Origin of the sequence: Anaerosporobacter mobilis DSM 15930 (genome assembly GCF_900142955.1) — a bacterium.
Taxonomy (GTDB): Bacteria; Bacillota; Clostridia; order Lachnospirales; family Lachnospiraceae; genus Anaerosporobacter; species Anaerosporobacter mobilis.
Window position 1 is genome coordinate 136,735 of record NZ_FRCP01000007.1, and the last position, 17,940, is coordinate 154,674.

General features: G+C 34.4%; 15 protein-coding genes. All 15 read right to left on the reverse strand.

Going from position 1 to position 17,940, the window contains the following annotated elements:
• Nucleotides 1-12: 12 nt before the first annotated feature.
• Nucleotides 13-1,686 carry a MutS-related protein gene (locus BUB90_RS05585; protein WP_073284307.1) on the reverse strand — a complete coding sequence of 558 codons (1,674 nt, stop codon included), beginning with the start codon at nt 1,684-1,686 and terminating at the stop codon, nt 13-15.
• Nucleotides 1,687-1,819: 133 nt separating this feature from the next.
• On the reverse strand, nt 1,820-3,013 hold the full coding sequence (locus tag BUB90_RS05590; protein WP_073284311.1) for a C40 family peptidase: 1,194 nt from the start codon (nt 3,011-3,013) through the stop codon (nt 1,820-1,822).
• A gap of 428 nt (nt 3,014-3,441) precedes the next feature.
• Complete coding sequence (locus tag BUB90_RS05595; protein WP_073284314.1) at nt 3,442-3,783, reverse strand: arsenate reductase family protein; 342 nt, start codon at nt 3,781-3,783, stop codon at nt 3,442-3,444.
• 192 nt (nt 3,784-3,975) lie between these two features.
• The gene (gene spoIVA / locus BUB90_RS05600; RefSeq protein ID WP_073284317.1) at nt 3,976-5,469 is read right to left on the reverse strand and encodes a stage IV sporulation protein A; all 1,494 of its coding nucleotides are present in this window, start codon (nt 5,467-5,469) and stop codon (nt 3,976-3,978) included.
• 151 nt (nt 5,470-5,620) lie between these two features.
• Nucleotides 5,621-7,429 (reverse strand): glycosyltransferase family A protein, encoded by a 1,809-nt coding sequence (locus BUB90_RS05605; protein WP_073284321.1) that lies wholly within the window; start codon nt 7,427-7,429, stop codon nt 5,621-5,623.
• Between the two features lie 27 nt (nt 7,430-7,456).
• On the reverse strand, nt 7,457-8,554 hold the full coding sequence (locus tag BUB90_RS05610) for a polysialyltransferase family glycosyltransferase (protein WP_073284324.1): 1,098 nt from the start codon (nt 8,552-8,554) through the stop codon (nt 7,457-7,459).
• A gap of 2 nt (nt 8,555-8,556) precedes the next feature.
• Complete coding sequence (locus BUB90_RS05615) at nt 8,557-9,378, reverse strand: 3-deoxy-manno-octulosonate cytidylyltransferase (protein ID WP_242952487.1); 822 nt, start codon at nt 9,376-9,378, stop codon at nt 8,557-8,559.
• Nucleotides 9,302-10,147 carry a Cof-type HAD-IIB family hydrolase gene (locus BUB90_RS05620; protein WP_073284331.1) on the reverse strand — a complete coding sequence of 282 codons (846 nt, stop codon included), beginning with the start codon at nt 10,145-10,147 and terminating at the stop codon, nt 9,302-9,304. Before BUB90_RS05620 ends, BUB90_RS05615 begins: the two co-directional genes overlap by 77 nt.
• Before the next feature lie 38 nt (nt 10,148-10,185).
• Nucleotides 10,186-11,775: an aldolase catalytic domain-containing protein gene (locus tag BUB90_RS05625; protein WP_073284334.1), complete on the reverse strand. Its 1,590-nt coding sequence runs from the start codon at nt 11,773-11,775 to the stop codon at nt 10,186-10,188.
• The gene (locus BUB90_RS05630; protein WP_073284337.1) at nt 11,772-13,382 is read right to left on the reverse strand and encodes a hypothetical protein; all 1,611 of its coding nucleotides are present in this window, start codon (nt 13,380-13,382) and stop codon (nt 11,772-11,774) included. The genes BUB90_RS05625 and BUB90_RS05630 overlap by 4 nt, the downstream gene beginning before the upstream one ends.
• A 32-nt stretch (nt 13,383-13,414) precedes the next feature.
• Nucleotides 13,415-15,052: a hypothetical protein gene (locus BUB90_RS05635; protein WP_073284341.1), complete on the reverse strand. Its 1,638-nt coding sequence runs from the start codon at nt 15,050-15,052 to the stop codon at nt 13,415-13,417.
• A gap of 239 nt (nt 15,053-15,291) precedes the next feature.
• Nucleotides 15,292-15,699 (reverse strand): acyl-CoA thioesterase, encoded by a 408-nt coding sequence (locus BUB90_RS05640; protein WP_073284344.1) that lies wholly within the window; start codon nt 15,697-15,699, stop codon nt 15,292-15,294.
• 21 nt (nt 15,700-15,720) lie between these two features.
• On the reverse strand, nt 15,721-16,965 hold the full coding sequence (locus BUB90_RS05645) for a glutamate-5-semialdehyde dehydrogenase (RefSeq protein WP_073284348.1): 1,245 nt from the start codon (nt 16,963-16,965) through the stop codon (nt 15,721-15,723).
• Between the two features lie 29 nt (nt 16,966-16,994).
• Nucleotides 16,995-17,555, reverse strand: coding sequence for a 5-formyltetrahydrofolate cyclo-ligase (locus BUB90_RS05650; protein WP_073284352.1), 561 nt, complete (start codon nt 17,553-17,555; stop codon nt 16,995-16,997).
• Between the two features lie 34 nt (nt 17,556-17,589).
• Nucleotides 17,590-17,799 (reverse strand): DUF896 domain-containing protein, encoded by a 210-nt coding sequence (locus BUB90_RS05655; RefSeq protein ID WP_073284355.1) that lies wholly within the window; start codon nt 17,797-17,799, stop codon nt 17,590-17,592.
• Nucleotides 17,800-17,940: the final 141 nt, after the last annotated feature.

Sequence of the window (17,940 nt, forward strand, 5' to 3'; positions counted from 1 at the left end):
AATCCTATCACCTTATATGGTTTCCCAAGTTCCCTTCTTAAGGAAATCATTTGCTGCATTCGTTGCTTGGTCAATGATATCTTTCTTATAACCTATCATGCCTAAAAGTTTAATAGCATTTCTAGACTGCGCTCTACCCGTACATAAATTATAATCAAATAATACATCGTTATCTACAACTTCTTCTTGGAAATGATAATTCGAGAAATGCTTCTCTAATATATATGTTAATTCTATATCGTGCGTAGCTGCAAAGCAAAGAACATAGCCTTTTGATAAACTCTTAAGTATCTGAGCAGATGCTGCTACTCTCTCAAGCGTATTCGTACCACGTAATACCTCATCAACAAAACATAAGATTGGTATATCATCATTCACTGCGTCTAAGATTCGTTTTAATGATTTAATCTCAACAATATAATAGCTTTCATTGTTAAATAGATCATCTCGTAACGCCATCGAAGTAAATACTCTATAGTAATTTCCTCGATAGGCACGGCTTGTACTAGTATAAATTGTTTGAGATAATATTGCATTAATCGCAAGCGTCTTAATAAAAGTAGACTTACCAGATGCATTCGATCCTGTAATTAATACACTTTGCTTCTCACTAATGGTGTTTGCAACAGGATCATCAATTAATGGATGGTAAAGATCCTTTGCATCTATAAAAGGTTTGCTGTTTTTAACCAACTCAGGCACACAGTAATACTCTAGTAAGTCACGGAAAGAAGCCGCCGCTACCATACTTTCAAGATAACCAATCGTTTCATAGATCAGTTCAAGTTGTGCACTGTTTTGATTAATGATATCGACCATTTTACTGAATTTAATTAAATCCGTATGCAGTAACATTCTTTCATAATCTAACAAGCTATCAACTAAGCTTCCATTCATGGATTTTCCACAACTAATCCACTTCGCGTTTCGTTTTACATAGCCAAAACTCTTAGCCGCTTCTTTCATTTTGTTAACATATGGCTGTAAGAATGGGTCCTTATTCTTATCTAGTTCCTCTACACTTCTAAGTATTCGGACAATAAAAGAAAGCGTCTTAAAATAATTCTCAACTGTACCTTTTCTCTTATAATATTGATAAATATTATGGGAAATCGTTACACATACAGCAAGAATTCCAATCTTAGGCTCTACGGCAAGTATCCCAAAGGCAAGTGCTAGTGAACCAATACAGAAATAATGTTGACCTAGAGAATATTTCTCTAAACTTTTCATACGATTCATGTATTCAAACACAGATAGATTTGGAAGTTTTCCTAACCGGTGCATTGTTAACTGAAACTGAATTCGTTCTTCTTCATGTTCCGTGAAGTATTTCATAATACGGTCACGTTCTTTCAGTTCGTCTGCATCAAAGTTCATCTGTCTTAAAAGGTAGTATAGATATTCTTCACCAACGGAACTTCCCGTATTATTAAGTAACATGTATATGTTTTTTAAGTCTAGGTCGTTAAATGTTATATCGTCAACATTCCCCTGTTCTACTTTCTTGCTGTTATAGTAGCCTTTAAGTCCTTCAAAATACTCAGAGGTATATTCTTGATCTGGCACGTCACCAAATGCATTCTTAATTCGTTCTCTCCACATCAGCATTCGGCGTTTTTCTTCTCTATAACTAATTATCATAAGTACTATTATTACTACTAGTATGAATATCAAAAATTTCATTGTCGTTTCCTCCTCGTCATCATTTTCTAATTATACAATACAGACTTTAATAATTCAAATGAAATCAAGAATCAAAAAAGGTGAAGAGCCAAGACAAACGTCTTATTTCTTCACCTTTACTATTATGATAATATTAGTCATTAATGTATCTTACAGCCTTAACAGGTGTACGATAATACATATTACTAATCTTAATACCACTTCTTGGGTTACTTGCATGAATAACTTGACCACCGCCAATATACATAGCTACATGGTTAATACCGCCACCGTTACTATAGAACAATAAATCTCCAGGTTTAACACTAGAAGCCGAAATTGTTCTACCACTAACAGCTTGAGAGCGAGATGTTCTGGTGATGTTATAACCAAAATGTTGATAAATTCTCATTGTGAATCCAGAACAGTCAACACCGCCTGTTAAACTAGTACCTCCCCATACATAACGATTCCCAAGGAATTGTTTTGCATAAGCAACCATGTCTGCACGAACAGATGACACGCCATTCGTACCTGCTTCTACTTCTTCAACAAATACACCTTTTGCTAATTGATATGATAAATCAACATATTCTTTTGCTACATACCCTTTATCATTATCAATAACAACTTTAACCCATTCGTCACTCACTTTTTTTACTTCAAGTTCTTCACCTTCTGGTACAAGTGTTAAGCATGTGGAATCCTTATCTGCTTCTTCACGAACTTTAAGAGTTTCTGTATTGACTGTCGCAACAATCATTCCAACTTCTTTCGCTAATTCGTTGGCTTCATCACCTGTAACAAGATATTCTGATGATACGTAACCAGTTACTTTACCAGATTTAATCTTAGCCCAGCCATCATCAGATATACTATAGATTTCACAACCAGCATTCTTAGGAAGTTTACCAATAACCTTCTTATCTTCACCAGCACCTTCACGGATATTAAGATAATTATCAACCTTTGCAATACCTAAATTCTCATAATTTAGAGTAATTGCATCTTCCTTTTCTTTATCAGTTGCTTCTGCTTCTGTAGGTTCTTCTTCTGGAGCTTCATCTGTTGTCTCATCAGAAGCATCATCCCCTACTGCTATCTCTTCAGAATCACCTGAATATGCACTCATCTCTGTTCCAACAGATCTAGCTAATGCGCCAGCAAAAGCAACTTCTTTCGCTGAACTCTTTGTAGTATAATAATCATCCAAAGAAACAGAAATACCCGCTACCGGTTCCTCAGTAGTATATGAAACTGCACGCATTCCAACTGTGCTAACAGCAATTGTAACAGCTCCTGCAACACAAAGTGTTGAAATCTTAAGCACTTTCTTGTTAAAGTTCATATTACGCCTCCTAAACGCTTCAAGTTTTGAAACTATCGCTACGAAACTCTCTCGTACCGTACATAACCTGATTTAATATATATTGATTATCGTATTTCTATTGGTAGCTATTCAGCTACCCCTCTTATTCCATATAATCTCTTTATCCTATCACTTGTAATTTACAAAACCATTCACTTATACTTATGTAACGGAATACATAGCAACTTAACAAGTTAAGTAGTTTCGTTCTATTTGTTACATAATTGTTAAATATATTACGAGATTATTATACCAATACTTATTAAATTTGTCAACTATATGTCAAAACTTTTTAATAACTATGTCAAGAATATGCAATATTACCCTAATGTGTAATTTAATAGGTCTAATGAACTAAGTAAATATTACGAAATAAATACATAATTGTTATAATATTTTCATACGATTTAGTCCCATTTGTTCCAAATTCCAGGTTCATAACCAACCGTGGCTTTTTTACCATTTCTAACAATTGGTGTTTTAAACAATTTAGGATTCTCTAATAACTTCTCTTCCTTATCTTCTTCTGCAAGATATTTGATCAGTAGATAGGTTTGTTGATCTTTTGTCTTCTCATCAATTAGCTTGTCCATACCCCCAACCGCTTGCTTCACGCTAGTATATTCGCCTTTGCTCATTCCCTTTTGTGCCATATCTATGAATTGAAACGATATCCCTCTTTCTTTGAAGTACCGCTGTGCCTTCTTTGTATCAAAACATTTTGACTTACCAAAAATCTGAATATTCATTCTGAACCTCCATTATAATCTTCTCATATAGCAGTGTCTTACTTTTCGTAATTATACTGAGTATTTAGTTAAATTGCAACTAGAAGACATTGTTATCTAGACCCGAATTACAACAAAAAACTGCCAAACTAACAAGTATCCAACTTATTAATTCGGCAGCTATATAGAGATAACGAAACAGTTACTCATGAATTAAATGATAATACAGATTAATCCTCCGTTACTATCATTAATAACTTTTTGTAAGGTTTCTTGTAACTTCACTTGACTCTCATCATTCATATTATGAACCTTGCTATTAATCCCATCATCAACAAGCTGTTTAATGGATTTACCAAAAATATTCGTATCCCAGATTCCTTCTGGTTCTTCCTCCGCACTTTCTTTGATGTAGTTAATTAAGTCGTTCGCTTGTTGTTCACTTCCAACGATTGGTGCAATTTCAGTTTCAATATTCGCACGAATCATATGTATAGAAGGTGCAACCGCTTTAATCTTAACTCCATACTTATTACCATGCTTAATTACTTCTGGTTGATCAATTGTAATTTCATCGCGCATCGGAGTTACGACACCATAACCTTTATAACGAACTTCTTCCATAGCTGTACCAACCTTAGAATATTCATTCTTCATCGCTGCTAACTCCCGTAGCGTTGAAATTAATTGATATTCTCCTTCGATTGGAGTTCCAATTAGGTCACTCAGAATCTGATAATAATATTTATCATCAAAGTCGATAAAAATCTTGACACTACCATCTTGCATAGAAACTTTGTCAATCTTACAGCGTTTTATGTATTCAGAGTCATATTTCACATTCTCAGAATTTACATCTCGAATTAAGTTAACCTTCTTCATAATGTCTTTGACACCATTAATCAAATCCATCTTAAGCCAATGTGTCTGCGGTAACATCTCAACCCATTTTGGAATGAAGAAATCTAGTTCTGCGATTGGGAATTCGTTCAGTATCGTTTCCATGATTGCATTGATATCATCTTTTCTTAACTGTTCACAGTTCACAGGTGTAACAGCTACATTATATTTCTCCATTAGATTCTCAGCAAGGGCTCTCGTATCATCGGAATATGGTTTGTTCGTATTAAGGAGAACAATAAAAGGTTTATTCATTTTCCTTAATTCGGAGATTGTCTTCTCTTCTGCTTTCAAGTAGTTGTCTCTAGCTAAATCACCAAAGCTTCCATCTGTTGTAACCACAATACCAATTGTGGAATGTTCATTGATTACCTTTTGGGTTCCAAGCTCTGCTGCCTGGGTAAAAGGAATCTCATGATCAAACCATGGTGTTTTAACCAAACGTTCTTGTTCATTCTCTATATGGCCAGACGCTCCATCTACCATGAAGCCAACACAATCAATCAATCGAATGTTAACTTTTGTTTCATCTGATAAACTAATCTGTGCTGCTTCTTTTGGAATGAACTTTGGCTCTGTTGTCATTATTGTCTTGCCAGCTGCGCTTTGAGGAAGTTCATCAATAGCACGTTCTTTACTATGAACATCTTCAATATTCGGAATAACCAGCAAATCCATAAATCGCTTAATGAATGTTGATTTACCTGTTCTAACAGGACCAACTACACCGATATAGATCTCACCACCTGTACGGACCTGTATATCTTTGTATACATTATAGCTATTTGCTATAGAAATATTGTCCATGAATATACCCCTTCCATATATGTACATGACTACGTCATTTGTACAATATATGCGAAGGGGATTTTTATTATACCTATTTCGTTTTATTTTATAGCCTACCTATTCATAAACAAGGACAAGTTATTCTCTCTATACAAAAACTAACTCTATCCTACCCTCTAAAAACATGAGACAATGCCTTCAGTTTTTGATATCCAGCACGGAGTGGTTTTGTTAAGCGAATGGACCTAGAAGCTAATAATTGGTCAAGTGTCTTTTTCAACTGTGTATTATTGTTCTTAAGCTTATTCATGGTTCTTGCATCATTAGCCGTTGATAACAGATATTCTAAGGTTGATTTCTTAACAACGATATACTCCTTATCCGTTGCTTTATCTTCATGATTAATTATACAAAGTGAGGGCTGCATCTGTGACTTTAGATCTTGATATCTTGGGATTATGCATTGTTCTGGTGATACTATATAGATGCCCGATTTTAATAATCCTCCATTTGCGTCTAATTTGAATTCCTCTTTCCCGATTAGAAATAATCGAATTCGATCGCCAAGTGGTAAGTATCCCATCTGTTCAAAATATTCTTCCTTATAACTCGTTAGAATAGCTTTCAAAATCGGTTGCCCTTTTCTTGCAGCAAACAAACCTGCTGTTATAGTAGTTCGGTCTTCATAACCAAACACACTATCATAGCAGCAAAGTCCATCTAAGGTTTTTAGTAATTGAGTATGTTGACCGATGTAAAAGCCACCATTTCTTACGATGGATTTTACTGCGTAATACTCCTCCACAAACTGTAATTTTCCTTCATAATAAGCTTTCTCAATGATAGGATTCTCGTGCATATTACACGTTGTTTCATTCAACAGACGTATTTCACCAAATTCTTTAAAACTAACTTCAACCTCTTGCCTTCCATGTTCTGGTGATATAGATTGACCAAATGCGCCAACATACAAGATTCTTGGTATTGCATCAACTGTAAGTTCTGAAACTCTTTCAAACATGGCTAAGGAAGAAGAATATGCTTCAAAGACTATGCTTTTTGAGATTGTGTTTTTATATTTTTTTACTATTGGTAGAATTTGATTACTATATAACCAATAGAATTGCATCATTCGAACCAATTCTAGACCAACTCTCGCTAGCAAATACTCTATTTTGTCACCAAACGGAATATCAAAATTTTGAACTTGGATTGTTTTTATTTCTTCCCTACTACTCCAACTTATTGTTTTCTCAATTCCTTCAACAGCTGCCTCTAGATAAGATTCACTGTTTTTATATGATAAAATTGATTCATCTAAAATCTGGTGAAAAAGAACTGCATTACAACTACGATTATCATTACAAGCGCTAATTATTCTTAGTGATAAACCATAATCGTTCCATATATGTTTTCTTGTAAAATTCCGATCGTTCTTGCCACCTTCTGCACGAATTAGTTCCTCTATTTTATTCCTATGGATAATCTTATTAAACAAGACTAATTCACCCTTTAGAAGGTATTTATAAGGTGTATCCTCCGATTGTCTTTTATCCTTACAACCAAGTAACAAGCCATTCTCATAATATTTATATCCCCCATATATAAGGTCAAAGGTATTCTCTTTTAGCACTTCCTCATATAAGGTAGCATACGCATGATATTCCAATACGATATCTTCCGAAATAATACCGATATATTCACCCTTTGTTGTTTTCAATACCTCTCCAATGGTTTCGAGCAAATCTTCTTCTTTTCTATTGTATATACGAATCTTCTCTCCAAATTTATCACAGTACATCGATACAACTGATCTATACTCTTCCATATTCTTATTCAGTAGTACTAGTATCTCAATCTCCTCTAAAGTCTGATACACTAGGCTATCAACGCACCGACATAAGGATCTAGTTCCTTCTTTGCTATCCGCATATTGATTTACTAATAATAGGACAGAAACCTTTGGTTTACTTTCCATAGATAACTCCTTCATAGTCATTATACTCTATAAACTCACAAAACCATTCTCTAGATATTGAATGATTTGATGTAATTCCTCTTTTGTATCAGGTGTGTAGAAACATTTTTCTTCTCTATTAAGTACTTCATATAATTTTGTATAGTAATTTTGAAATGCCTTCTGCTTGATATGTTGTGCCCTTCCAATGTACATCATTGAATACAACTGTATGGCATACATAGGTTTACCAAGGATTAACTTTGCTGTAATGGAAGAACTTGAAGACACCGTAACAAGTACTTTGTCACTTAAATCATTGGTTAATAGTATAATTTCCCAAGGTATTCTTGAATTAGGGAATAAGGTAAATCCTCTCATAGAAAAACGATCCACCGGATTTCTTGGGTGTAGTTTTATTACCATATTCTCCTTCCCAACCATGGAAGCTAACTCTTCCACTAGTTCAATATCCATACTTAAAATACCGTCTTTCACAAATGCTTCCTCTAAAAAAATATATTTCTCGGAAGGTAATGAGCACTCGCCAAAAATCCTTTTATATATTGCTGATAATTCCCTATTCTCTTCTGACAACTTAGGAATGGAAGTTACGATTTCATTTAGATTTGGTACCGAATATAATTCTGGTTCATATAACATTATTTCCACTAAATTCTGTTCCAAAGCCTGTCTTCCATAGTGTCGATGAAGCATTCCATCCGTATGAAGATTCTCCAATACATCAATAACATAAGTTGTAATACCCTCTTCATAGAGATGAACAGTTAGCTTCATTCCCTTTTTAATTAGGTAATAGTAAAATAGCTTATTATACGCGCTTAATGATGGTAGATATAGATGTTCATACCTATCATTCAATACAATGGGATCAATACCTTTTGCCGGATTCTTGCTTAAGTATTTCCGTTGCTGTTCATTCATAGTCCAATAATCCTTCTTACAAGCATCATCTTTCATATGATAGATCTTATGAAAAATTCCCAGTTCTTCTAGTGTATTCTCAATATTACTAAAATCCGTTGAATCGGTTAAGATTAAATCTGTGTTATCCAATAAACTTGTAACTCGTATATTAATTGCAGTTATTACTTGAAATATTGTTCCACAAACGAATACGTTCATATCTAGATTTCTCCATTCTGTATGCGCTCTGTTAAAATCTCTCTTACTTTCTCAAGATCTTTCTTCGTATCAACGGATAACGTAGTGGCATCCGTCATAACAAACTTTAACTTCTTACCATTCTCTAAGAAACGATATTCGTCAATATCTTCAATACTTTCTAAAGTGCCTCGTTTCGTCTCTCCACAAAACAATAAAGCAGAACGACTAAAACATTGAATTCCAACAAATTTCTTGTACACAATGTTGGCAGAAGCCTTCGGATATGGAATAGGAGTTCTTGCCATATACATTCCATACCCTTGCATATCAGTTGCTATCTTAATTCTTGCCGTATCAACCACTTCCACTGGAGATTTGATCGTAGTCATGGCATTCGCTGCATAGAACTTTGATGAATCCTTCTCGGTCGGAAGTAAGAATCGAATATATTCAGGCATCATAAGTGGCTCATCACCATTAATATTGATGTAGTAATCCGCATCAACCTTCTCAGCTACCTCACTTAATCGGTCAAGATGTGTCGGGTGCGTATCCTTAGTCATAATTGTTTTAATTCCATATTCGTTACAAACTTTTTCTATACGTTCATCGTCAGTTGCTACATATATTTCATCAATCTCTTTTACTTTTTTAAACTGATAATGAACCCACCATATCATAGGTTTTCCACATATATCTGCTAATGGCTTCCCTTCAAAACGAGTTGATTGATATCTTGCTGGTATAATTCCAACTATCTTCATATTAATAAGACACTCCTTCCAAAGCATATTTTTCAATGGCATATGCAACGCCATCTTCTTCATTGCTCTTCGTAACATAATCTACAATCCTACGAACAGATTCAACTGCATTCTCCATCGCAACAGATACCCCTGCAATCCCTAACATATCAAGATCGTTCTCACCGTCGCCAATTGCCATAATCTCATCTGTTGTAATATTATAAGTAGCCGCTAAGTCCTGTAGTGTTTGCCCTTTATGAATTCCTTTTCTCGTAATTTCAATATTCGTAGGTATTCCACTAGATATCTGGCACTCCGAGAAGGGCTGTAACCTCTTAAGTACTTTGGTTCGAATCTCTAAGTCACGGAAGAATAGGTTAATCTTCTCTACTTGTTGATTACTAGCGATTACAAAATTCTTCAAATCGATAACTCCATATCTAGTGTCAACAATATATTTATTAAATTCGTTATTACCGACATATCGGTTACTAATACTCAATCGTTCTTCCTCAGCGAATGCACTTCCTGCTATAAACACATCAAAAAAGCAATCATATTCTTCAATAATCGCAAGCATACTTGCGGCGTATTTATTATCCATACCTTCTGAATATATGGATTGATTCTGTTTGACGTCCCATATATTCGCCCCATTAGCTGATATTATATATGAAATATCTAATTCCTTTGTTATACATTTAGGAATACCACTAGCTACTCTACCGGTGCAAGGAATTACAAGTATTCCTTGATCAATTGCCCTGCATACCACTTCTTTTGTGCGAATTGATAATTCCTTTTTAGAATTTACTAAAGTCCCATCAATATCAACAGCTATTAGCTTGATGATCTTTTCTTTCATAGATATCCTTCCTTTTATTTAATTGATTAAAATTATACTTACGTAACTTCTTGACTATACAGAGATTTTGTTAAGAATGTAATCTTATAATCCTTCGCACGTTTTTTGATCTGGATTGCTGTCGCTTCATTCTTCTTTGACATTTCTTCTGGCTCTGAAGAACCAATAAATCTATTTTCACTATAATTGTTTACTTGGTTTCCACTAAATCCATCAAAGCCTGCTAATACAACAGATTGGGCAGATGTTTTTACAAGTAACTTCAAAACCATCATCCCAGCTTGATCCGATACATCCATAGAAGTATTCAATAGTTCAGCATAGTTAACATATCTAACATCCTGTTTTAGATGCATAAGATTTGAAGTGAATATGGTTTTCTTAAGATCTACACGATTCGCAATTTTTCGGTATCTTCTTTCATTGCTGATAAAGATAAGATCTACCTTAAAATCCGGAACAGAATTTATCGAAATTACAAACGGATGATTTACTTCTATATAAGCTTCAATTCGCTCTTTCTGTTCTATTACGCTTTTTCCGGTACCTATTACTAGAACTTCTTTTCCTACCATATCAATACGTAGCTGTTTTAACACCTCTAAATCATCCACATAGTGTTTTTGATAACTTTGATATAGGGATTCTATATAATTCTTATCAAATAAAAATCGACGCTCCTCTGGGATTTCATCAAGAATATTGCTTATTGCTCGTACTGAAACTGTTTGCTTTGATAATAGGTACGAGGCATAATTTGGATGACAATTCTTAGATGAGGCTAAGAAGTACGCTACAGAATATCCCCATGGACGTTGCATATAGATGGGCATCAAGCATTCGTCAACACACTCAAGTAATGGTAATACCTCATAATCCGCTTTATAATTCGTATTCAAATAATCGGTTAACAACTCGGTACACAGATTGCCAGCGCCCCTTCCCATACCATAGATTGATGTATCTATAAGGATTGTTCTTGTAGTACAGAAGCTAATCAAATCCTGTGCGTTAGCAAAAGACATCTGTAAGTTATTGTGAGAATGTAATCCAAGCGCAATGGAGGGATCTAGGTTGTTATCAAGAAGGTATAACAACCGCTTCACATCGTTTTGATACATGGTACCTAAGGTATCGACAAGATAGAAAGCATGTGGCCTCAATTCATTAATTCTTTGAATTAAATCCATTAATATCTGATCTTTATAATTAGCCGAACCAACCGGCTGCATGAATACTTGATAGCCCTTATCCATCAGAATATGCGCATAATAAAACGCTTTCTCTATCTCATTTTGATGAAAAGTTAAACGGACTCCCTTAATAGGCCCTTCACTTGCTGGTGATAAATTAATAGGATTGATTTCCTTCTCTCCAATGGCTATCATAACTACATATAAAATAGAAGAATCTGGATTCTCTAAAACGTTCGTAACCTCGTTATTATCTGAAAACAAAGCGTAATCCTCATTGTAGATACAGTCTGTTAAGAATCCACATTCAACGATATCAATCCTTGCTGTACTTAAACCTGTAATTAAGGTTTTAATGGTATCCTTACCAAAGTTCCAGCTATTCACATATCCTCCATCACGAAGGGTACAATCTAATAATTTCACTCTATTCATAAAGTCTCCTCCTTCTTTGTTTTCTTATTCTTATCACTTGGGTGTTGCATAGCATACTCCATCGCTTTAATCTTGCCTCTTGCAATCCGCAGTTCATTGCTTTCTTTAAGCTGATAGTTTAATTTAGAACCGGTATGTTTAAGATCACACGAACCTTTCCACTCTTTCACCTTATCTCTCACCCTTTCTTCACTAATATTAATCCATATGCTACCGCTTACTTCTATCTTCTCTTCGATCGCATTCATAACCTCGTATTCAATTATTTGAAACTCTTCTTGCCTGTACATATCTTCTAGTAAGAAAGCATAGGAGTTCTCTTCATTTAGAAAGATAATTGTTTCTATTCCTTCGATATCATAACGATCCGACTCTTTATTAGAATCCGACTTGATGCATATATATTTATTATTAAACTCGAATTGTTCATCAAAATCGATATCAAATTCTTGTCGTTTAAAGAACTGTTTCATATATCCTTTTGTTATGGTATCCGTTAAAATGTGCTCATCGCTAAATACTACTTGAATGAATTTTGCTACTATATAATAGATATGAAGACGTTCATAATTAACTTCAAAATCATTACCAAAATACATCGTTGCTTCTGCAATATGTGCTAATCCATGTACTGAGGTAGAGTTCGGTGTTATACACAAGGAAAACTTTATGGTATCTAGAGACTCCGTTTCAGGATCTTCTTTCTTTTTTAAGATAAATGGTAACAATTCACTTGGGACACTTCTATTCACTACGTGGCACTCTGGAATAAGCTTTTTATAATCTATCCACACATCTTTTGGATGTGGTTTCACTATAATATTGCATCCACTACAAAAATAATCCACAATTAAAACTGTCATTCTCTCCTGTACCTCTATCTTTTGAATCGTTAAAGTTGGCAAACGTTGCGATAAAAAAAGTACATTCTCCTGCTCTTGATTGATTGGATAGGTGTCGCATCCATATAAATCTACTAATTGATTCACATCTACAGGATTCATTCGTAATACACTTTCATATATTGTAAAGTCAATCGCTCGATCATCATAGAAATCCTTACTCTGACTTTTCAAACTGCAATAGAGTCGTTTCGCTGTTCTAGAACGACCAACTCCACCAAGATAATTGGATATTATATAGTTTGTCTCGTTAAAATTGCGTATAATCCGTAAGAATCTTTCTGTATCACCCATAATTCCACAAGCATCTTCAAAGTAATTATATGGAATTCTATGATATAGCAGATAAACTCCAATCGACCAATTATCTGCTGCTACGTTATACTCATCAAATTGTGTAAACCCTGCTTTATACCACTTTTCTAATGAATTGCAGATATTTTGTATTACCTGTTCTATATCCTCTTTACTGCTTTTCTCTGTCAATTCAAACCCTCTTTGAAACCTGAAATTCTTTTCGGGAACAATTCTTATATCATGAAACCAATGCATACTCTTTAATTTTTTAACATATGCGTGTAATTCATTCGTTGGTAACATATATTCAACAATAAACAATACGGCTTTTTCTTCTCTACGTATTGATAATTTATGAACGATACAACATAAAGTATGGTACACAGTTGAAGCATGATATAATATCATTCTCATTCCTCCTAGTAACTTAATTGATGTATTTACTCATACATAGTGAGGAAATAATCCTCTAAAACCCGAAACAGTAATTCACTATTAGACGTTCTCAAGGTTTCTGGTAATGCAAATGCATAATTGTCATCAAATATTCCAAGACATACTGGTAAACTCTCTTCCATCTCTTCCGCAATATCACGTATAACCTCTGATTCCATCTCGCTCAAATCGTCAATATAATAGATTTTTCTGTTAGGATTACTTGCTTGTAAACCTTCCACAAAGGTACTAGTCATGATATCCCCACCAACAGGATTCCATAACAACAAGGAATTAATATCACCACATGCTTCATTCAGATATCGAATTACTTCGTTTTGATTTCTTGGCATACTACACCGCACTACTTTCGTTATCATAGTTTGAATTGTATCTTTACCATTAAGCATTGTCCCTATTCCTAACGCAAACATAATCCTCTCAACAGGAATCTTATTCAATCTAGGATATTGTCTTAATACTTCCTTCCACTCCTTACACGTCTTCGGTTCGTAAGCCGCTAAAGGTGACCATAATATGATTCTGCATGCCTCAAAAAACTTCATATATATCGCTTCGAGTTTTGATTCTTTATCTCCAAGAATAATAACTGTAGCATCGAGAACGGCTGCACGCTTTCCTATACGCTCCAAAAGATGAAAGAACACAGGTGCCTTTGTTAGATACAATAAGGTGTATTCGTAATCGAATGGTTTTAAGCCACAGAATAGCTGCATTGCTATACTCTCTTTTTCTAATTTACTAACTCCGGTGGAGAGATATTTAGTGATGATCTCATCTGCATACACACTAGTGGAAGGATAAAATATCATCTTACCATCTACTTTTTGGTATAGTTTCTTAAATCTTGAGTAATTAGACGTTAAGAATATATATCGTTTACTTTTTTCTGCTTTTGCCATTCGACCTTTTTCTCGCATAATATATTCCAAGCTAACCTTCTTATCCGCTGTCGTTTCCAAATCGTTTAATACAATTCCAGCTTTCCTACAGATCTTATCGTATATATTCTTATCATAATTAGTTTCTAGATACGCCGTAATGTGGACAGAATTATATGCTATAACACTTAATGCTTTCGCTATATATGGATTTACCATAATTGATTCTTGATATAACTGTATTTCCATATCTGGTGATACCTCCTGTTCTAAACTAGAAGATATTTCTAGGTAAATTTGATTTATTGTCAATGTTTTAGAATTGTATGCTGACCTTATCTTAGCAAAATCCTTAATCTTTAAATATTCTTCCACCTCTTGATAGATTTGATTACTCGTCTTAGTCTTAACGTATACACAATTCTCCATATCAATAATCAAGTCTGTATACCCAATGAATTGTTCTGCAAAACGAAATACTTTAGGCCTGCTAATATAGCTATCAATTCCTTCTTCACTAGATATCAAGTCTTTCTGTAGCTTTTCTATCTTTCCCCTGTAACATAACCAATTGATTTCTAGTAACTTACTCATAAATTTTATTGGATTTTTCTTGATTTTTTCTCTATTCTTGTCAATATAGATTCTACTGTAATAGAGTGTATCATCGTTCCACGATGTAACAAGACGATAACCACTCTTTGCAACTTTCTTGCTCATAATCACTAATTTTTGTAACATACTCTCTCCCAAACAAGCTCTATAATACTTATATCCAAATAATATTGATTTGCTTAATATTGTATTATCTCCCTAACAAATGCTATTATACTTGATCCTTCCTATTACCTTTATTGTATTGTAATACTGTTTTTCCTTCTATCTTGTTTGTGTAAATATAATGTTATCAATATGTAAATTTATGTATGTGTAAGTATAAAAAAAAGCTCCTTACCTAATACTAGGCAAAGAGCTTACGTCTATTCTACATTGGAAACTATTGTATCATAGAATTCCTTATTTCTTTTTTTCATGTTAACTGGTTTAAACTGTTCATTAACAAAACAATGTTCTGATTCTCCAACCGTTGTAATCTCATCTGTACCAAGTCTCTTAATCTCATAACCTAGTACTAATTTAATTCCATTAAAGGATATTACTCTTGTATCAATCTCAACATGTTCCCCAAATTTGATTACAGATTTATACTTACTACTTACAGCAAGTACTGGTGATAGAATTCCCATCTCTTCCATCTTATCATATGGATAACCAATTTTCGCTAGGAAGTCCATACGCGCCTCTTCAAACCAGCGTACATAATTAGAATGATGGACAATTCCCATCTTATCTGTCTCATAATACTTTACATCACGTATATAAGCCATTCATTACACTTCTTTCTATAATTACCTAATCTGTCCAGATCCCATTATGATGTACTTTGTCGTAGTTAAAGCAAGCAATCCCATAGGTCCTCGAGCATGAAGTTTTTGAGTACTAATACCAATCTCAGCACCAAAACCAAACTCAAATCCATCTGTAAATCTAGTGGATGCATTCACATAAACGGCAGCCGCATCAATTTCATTCAAAAATTGCATCGAATTTGCATAATCTTTCGTTATAATTGACTCAGAGTGTTTCGTATTATAACGATTGATATGAGCAATCGCCTCGTCAATATCATTCACGATACGAAGGGAAATGATTGGATCTAAGTACTCCGTTCCCCAATCTTCCTCCGTTGCAGGAACAAGTTCTTTACAGATTCTACAAGCTTCTGCATCACCACGAATTTCTACTTGTTTTGCTCCTAATCTCTCTTTAATAAGAGGAATGATTTCTTTCGCTATATTCTTATGAATCACAAGTGATTCACAGGCATTACATACTCCGTAACGTTGTGTTTTGGCATTCTCAATGATATCTAAAGCCATATCAATATCTGCATATTCATCTACAAATACATGACAGTTACCCGATCCAGTCTCAATAACAGGAATTGTACTATTTTCAACAACTGTCTTAATTAAACCTGCTCCACCTCTAGGTATCAAGACATCTACATATTGATTTAAACGCATGAATTCTTTCGCTGTATCTCTATCCGTCTTTTCTAGTAACTGAATAGCATATTCACATAAGCCACATTCTTTTAACGCATTCTGAATTACATAGACAATGGCTTTATTAGAATGAATGGCATCACTACCACCACGAAGAATTACCGCATTACCTGTTTTAAAACAAAGTCCGAAGGCATCTGCTGTTACGTTAGGTCTAGACTCATAGATGATACCTACTACACCAAGTGGTACTCTCTTTTGTCCTATCTGAAGTCCATTCGGTCTAGTTTTCATCGAGATCATATCTCCAATAGGATCTTCTAAACCTATTATTTGTTCTAATCCAATTGCCATTCCATCAATACGTTCTTTTGTAAGACGTAAACGATCGATTAATGCTTCTTTCATTCCATTTTCTTTTGCAGAAGCAACATCAATATCATTGGCTTCTATTAGCTCATTCGCATGCACTCGTAAAGCATTCGCTGCAGCTTGTAGTCCTTCATTCTTCTTCGTTATTCCTATACGATTCATAAAACTAGCAGCCTCTTTTGCCTTGCTACCGATCTCTTCTAGATAACTCATATAAACTTCTCCTTTCAATAACTTATATCTTACTCTTTATCCGTAATTATACCATCAATCTTCTCATCATAACTCTCTATATCGATATGTTCAAGCACTTGAAAGTCGTATGCCAACGCTATCTTCAAACCAATTCTTTCAGGATTCTTATGTAAATAACGATCGTAATAACCTCCACCATATCCAATGCGGCTTCCATTCTTATCAAAAGCAAGTCCTGGTATTATCATTAGATTAGAGGAAGCCCATTCAGGATCCTCACTTACAGGTTTGTAAACTGTAGGTTCTTGAATCCCAAATGCTCCTTCTGATAACTGATTCAGACTTGTTATCTCATGAAATTCCATATTCTTATCTACTACTTTTGGTACAGCAACCCGCTTCTTATCCTCTAGGATATGCTTAATAATTCCAATCGTATCAATTTCTTGATTATATGATACATATAGATAAATATACTCTGCTTGCTTATAAAACGGTTTGTCAAAGAGCTTCTTTGCGATTCGACTGCTTCTTATTTCAATCTCTTCTTCCGTTAGGTTATTCTTCATGTCTTTGATATACTTTCTAATCTCCGCTTTATTAGTCATCACTTATCACCAGCTTTTCCTACTAACAATCACTCTATTGTTTATTTTTCTTTGTTAATGGTGTTATTGTTCCATCTTCATTCTGAATTGAAATACTAGCAAGGGAACTTTGAAGATCTGCTCTTATTGCAGCTATATAAGCACTACGTAACTCTGCTTGCTCTTGCTTCTCTTCTTCTGTTAATCCTACTTCTTTCATCTTCTTATATAATTCATTAATCCTTTTTATTGATAAATCGTCCATTTTAGCCTCCGTGTTTGTGTAATCCCTAGAAATAGCTTCGCTATTATCCACTCTCTATATTACTAGACTCGAGAAATTACTATGTAATTTCACTCGTTATCTTATAACTCCTTCAAGTCAAGTTTCTTGACTTTAGTGCGG

Coding starts and splice junctions, on each gene's coding strand:
- BUB90_RS05585 (WP_073284307.1), bottom strand. CDS start 1,686: ATGAAATTTTTGATATTCATACTAGTAGTAATAATAGTACTTATGATA.
- BUB90_RS05590 (WP_073284311.1), bottom strand. CDS start 3,013: ATGAACTTTAACAAGAAAGTGCTTAAGATTTCAACACTTTGTGTTGCA.
- BUB90_RS05595 (WP_073284314.1), bottom strand. CDS start 3,783: ATGAATATTCAGATTTTTGGTAAGTCAAAATGTTTTGATACAAAGAAG.
- spoIVA (WP_073284317.1), bottom strand. CDS start 5,469: ATGGACAATATTTCTATAGCAAATAGCTATAATGTATACAAAGATATA.
- BUB90_RS05605 (WP_073284321.1), bottom strand. CDS start 7,429: ATGGAAAGTAAACCAAAGGTTTCTGTCCTATTATTAGTAAATCAATAT.
- BUB90_RS05610 (WP_073284324.1), bottom strand. CDS start 8,554: ATGAACGTATTCGTTTGTGGAACAATATTTCAAGTAATAACTGCAATT.
- BUB90_RS05615 (WP_242952487.1), bottom strand. CDS start 9,378: ATGTTACGAAGAGCAATGAAGAAGATGGCGTTGCATATGCCATTGAAA.
- BUB90_RS05620 (WP_073284331.1), bottom strand. CDS start 10,147: ATGAAAGAAAAGATCATCAAGCTAATAGCTGTTGATATTGATGGGACT.
- BUB90_RS05625 (WP_073284334.1), bottom strand. CDS start 11,775: ATGAATAGAGTGAAATTATTAGATTGTACCCTTCGTGATGGAGGATAT.
- BUB90_RS05630 (WP_073284337.1), bottom strand. CDS start 13,382: ATGATATTATATCATGCTTCAACTGTGTACCATACTTTATGTTGTATC.
- BUB90_RS05635 (WP_073284341.1), bottom strand. CDS start 15,052: ATGTTACAAAAATTAGTGATTATGAGCAAGAAAGTTGCAAAGAGTGGT.
- BUB90_RS05640 (WP_073284344.1), bottom strand. CDS start 15,699: ATGGCTTATATACGTGATGTAAAGTATTATGAGACAGATAAGATGGGA.
- BUB90_RS05645 (WP_073284348.1), bottom strand. CDS start 16,965: ATGAGTTATCTAGAAGAGATCGGTAGCAAGGCAAAAGAGGCTGCTAGT.
- BUB90_RS05650 (WP_073284352.1), bottom strand. CDS start 17,555: ATGACTAATAAAGCGGAGATTAGAAAGTATATCAAAGACATGAAGAAT.
- BUB90_RS05655 (WP_073284355.1), bottom strand. CDS start 17,799: ATGGACGATTTATCAATAAAAAGGATTAATGAATTATATAAGAAGATG.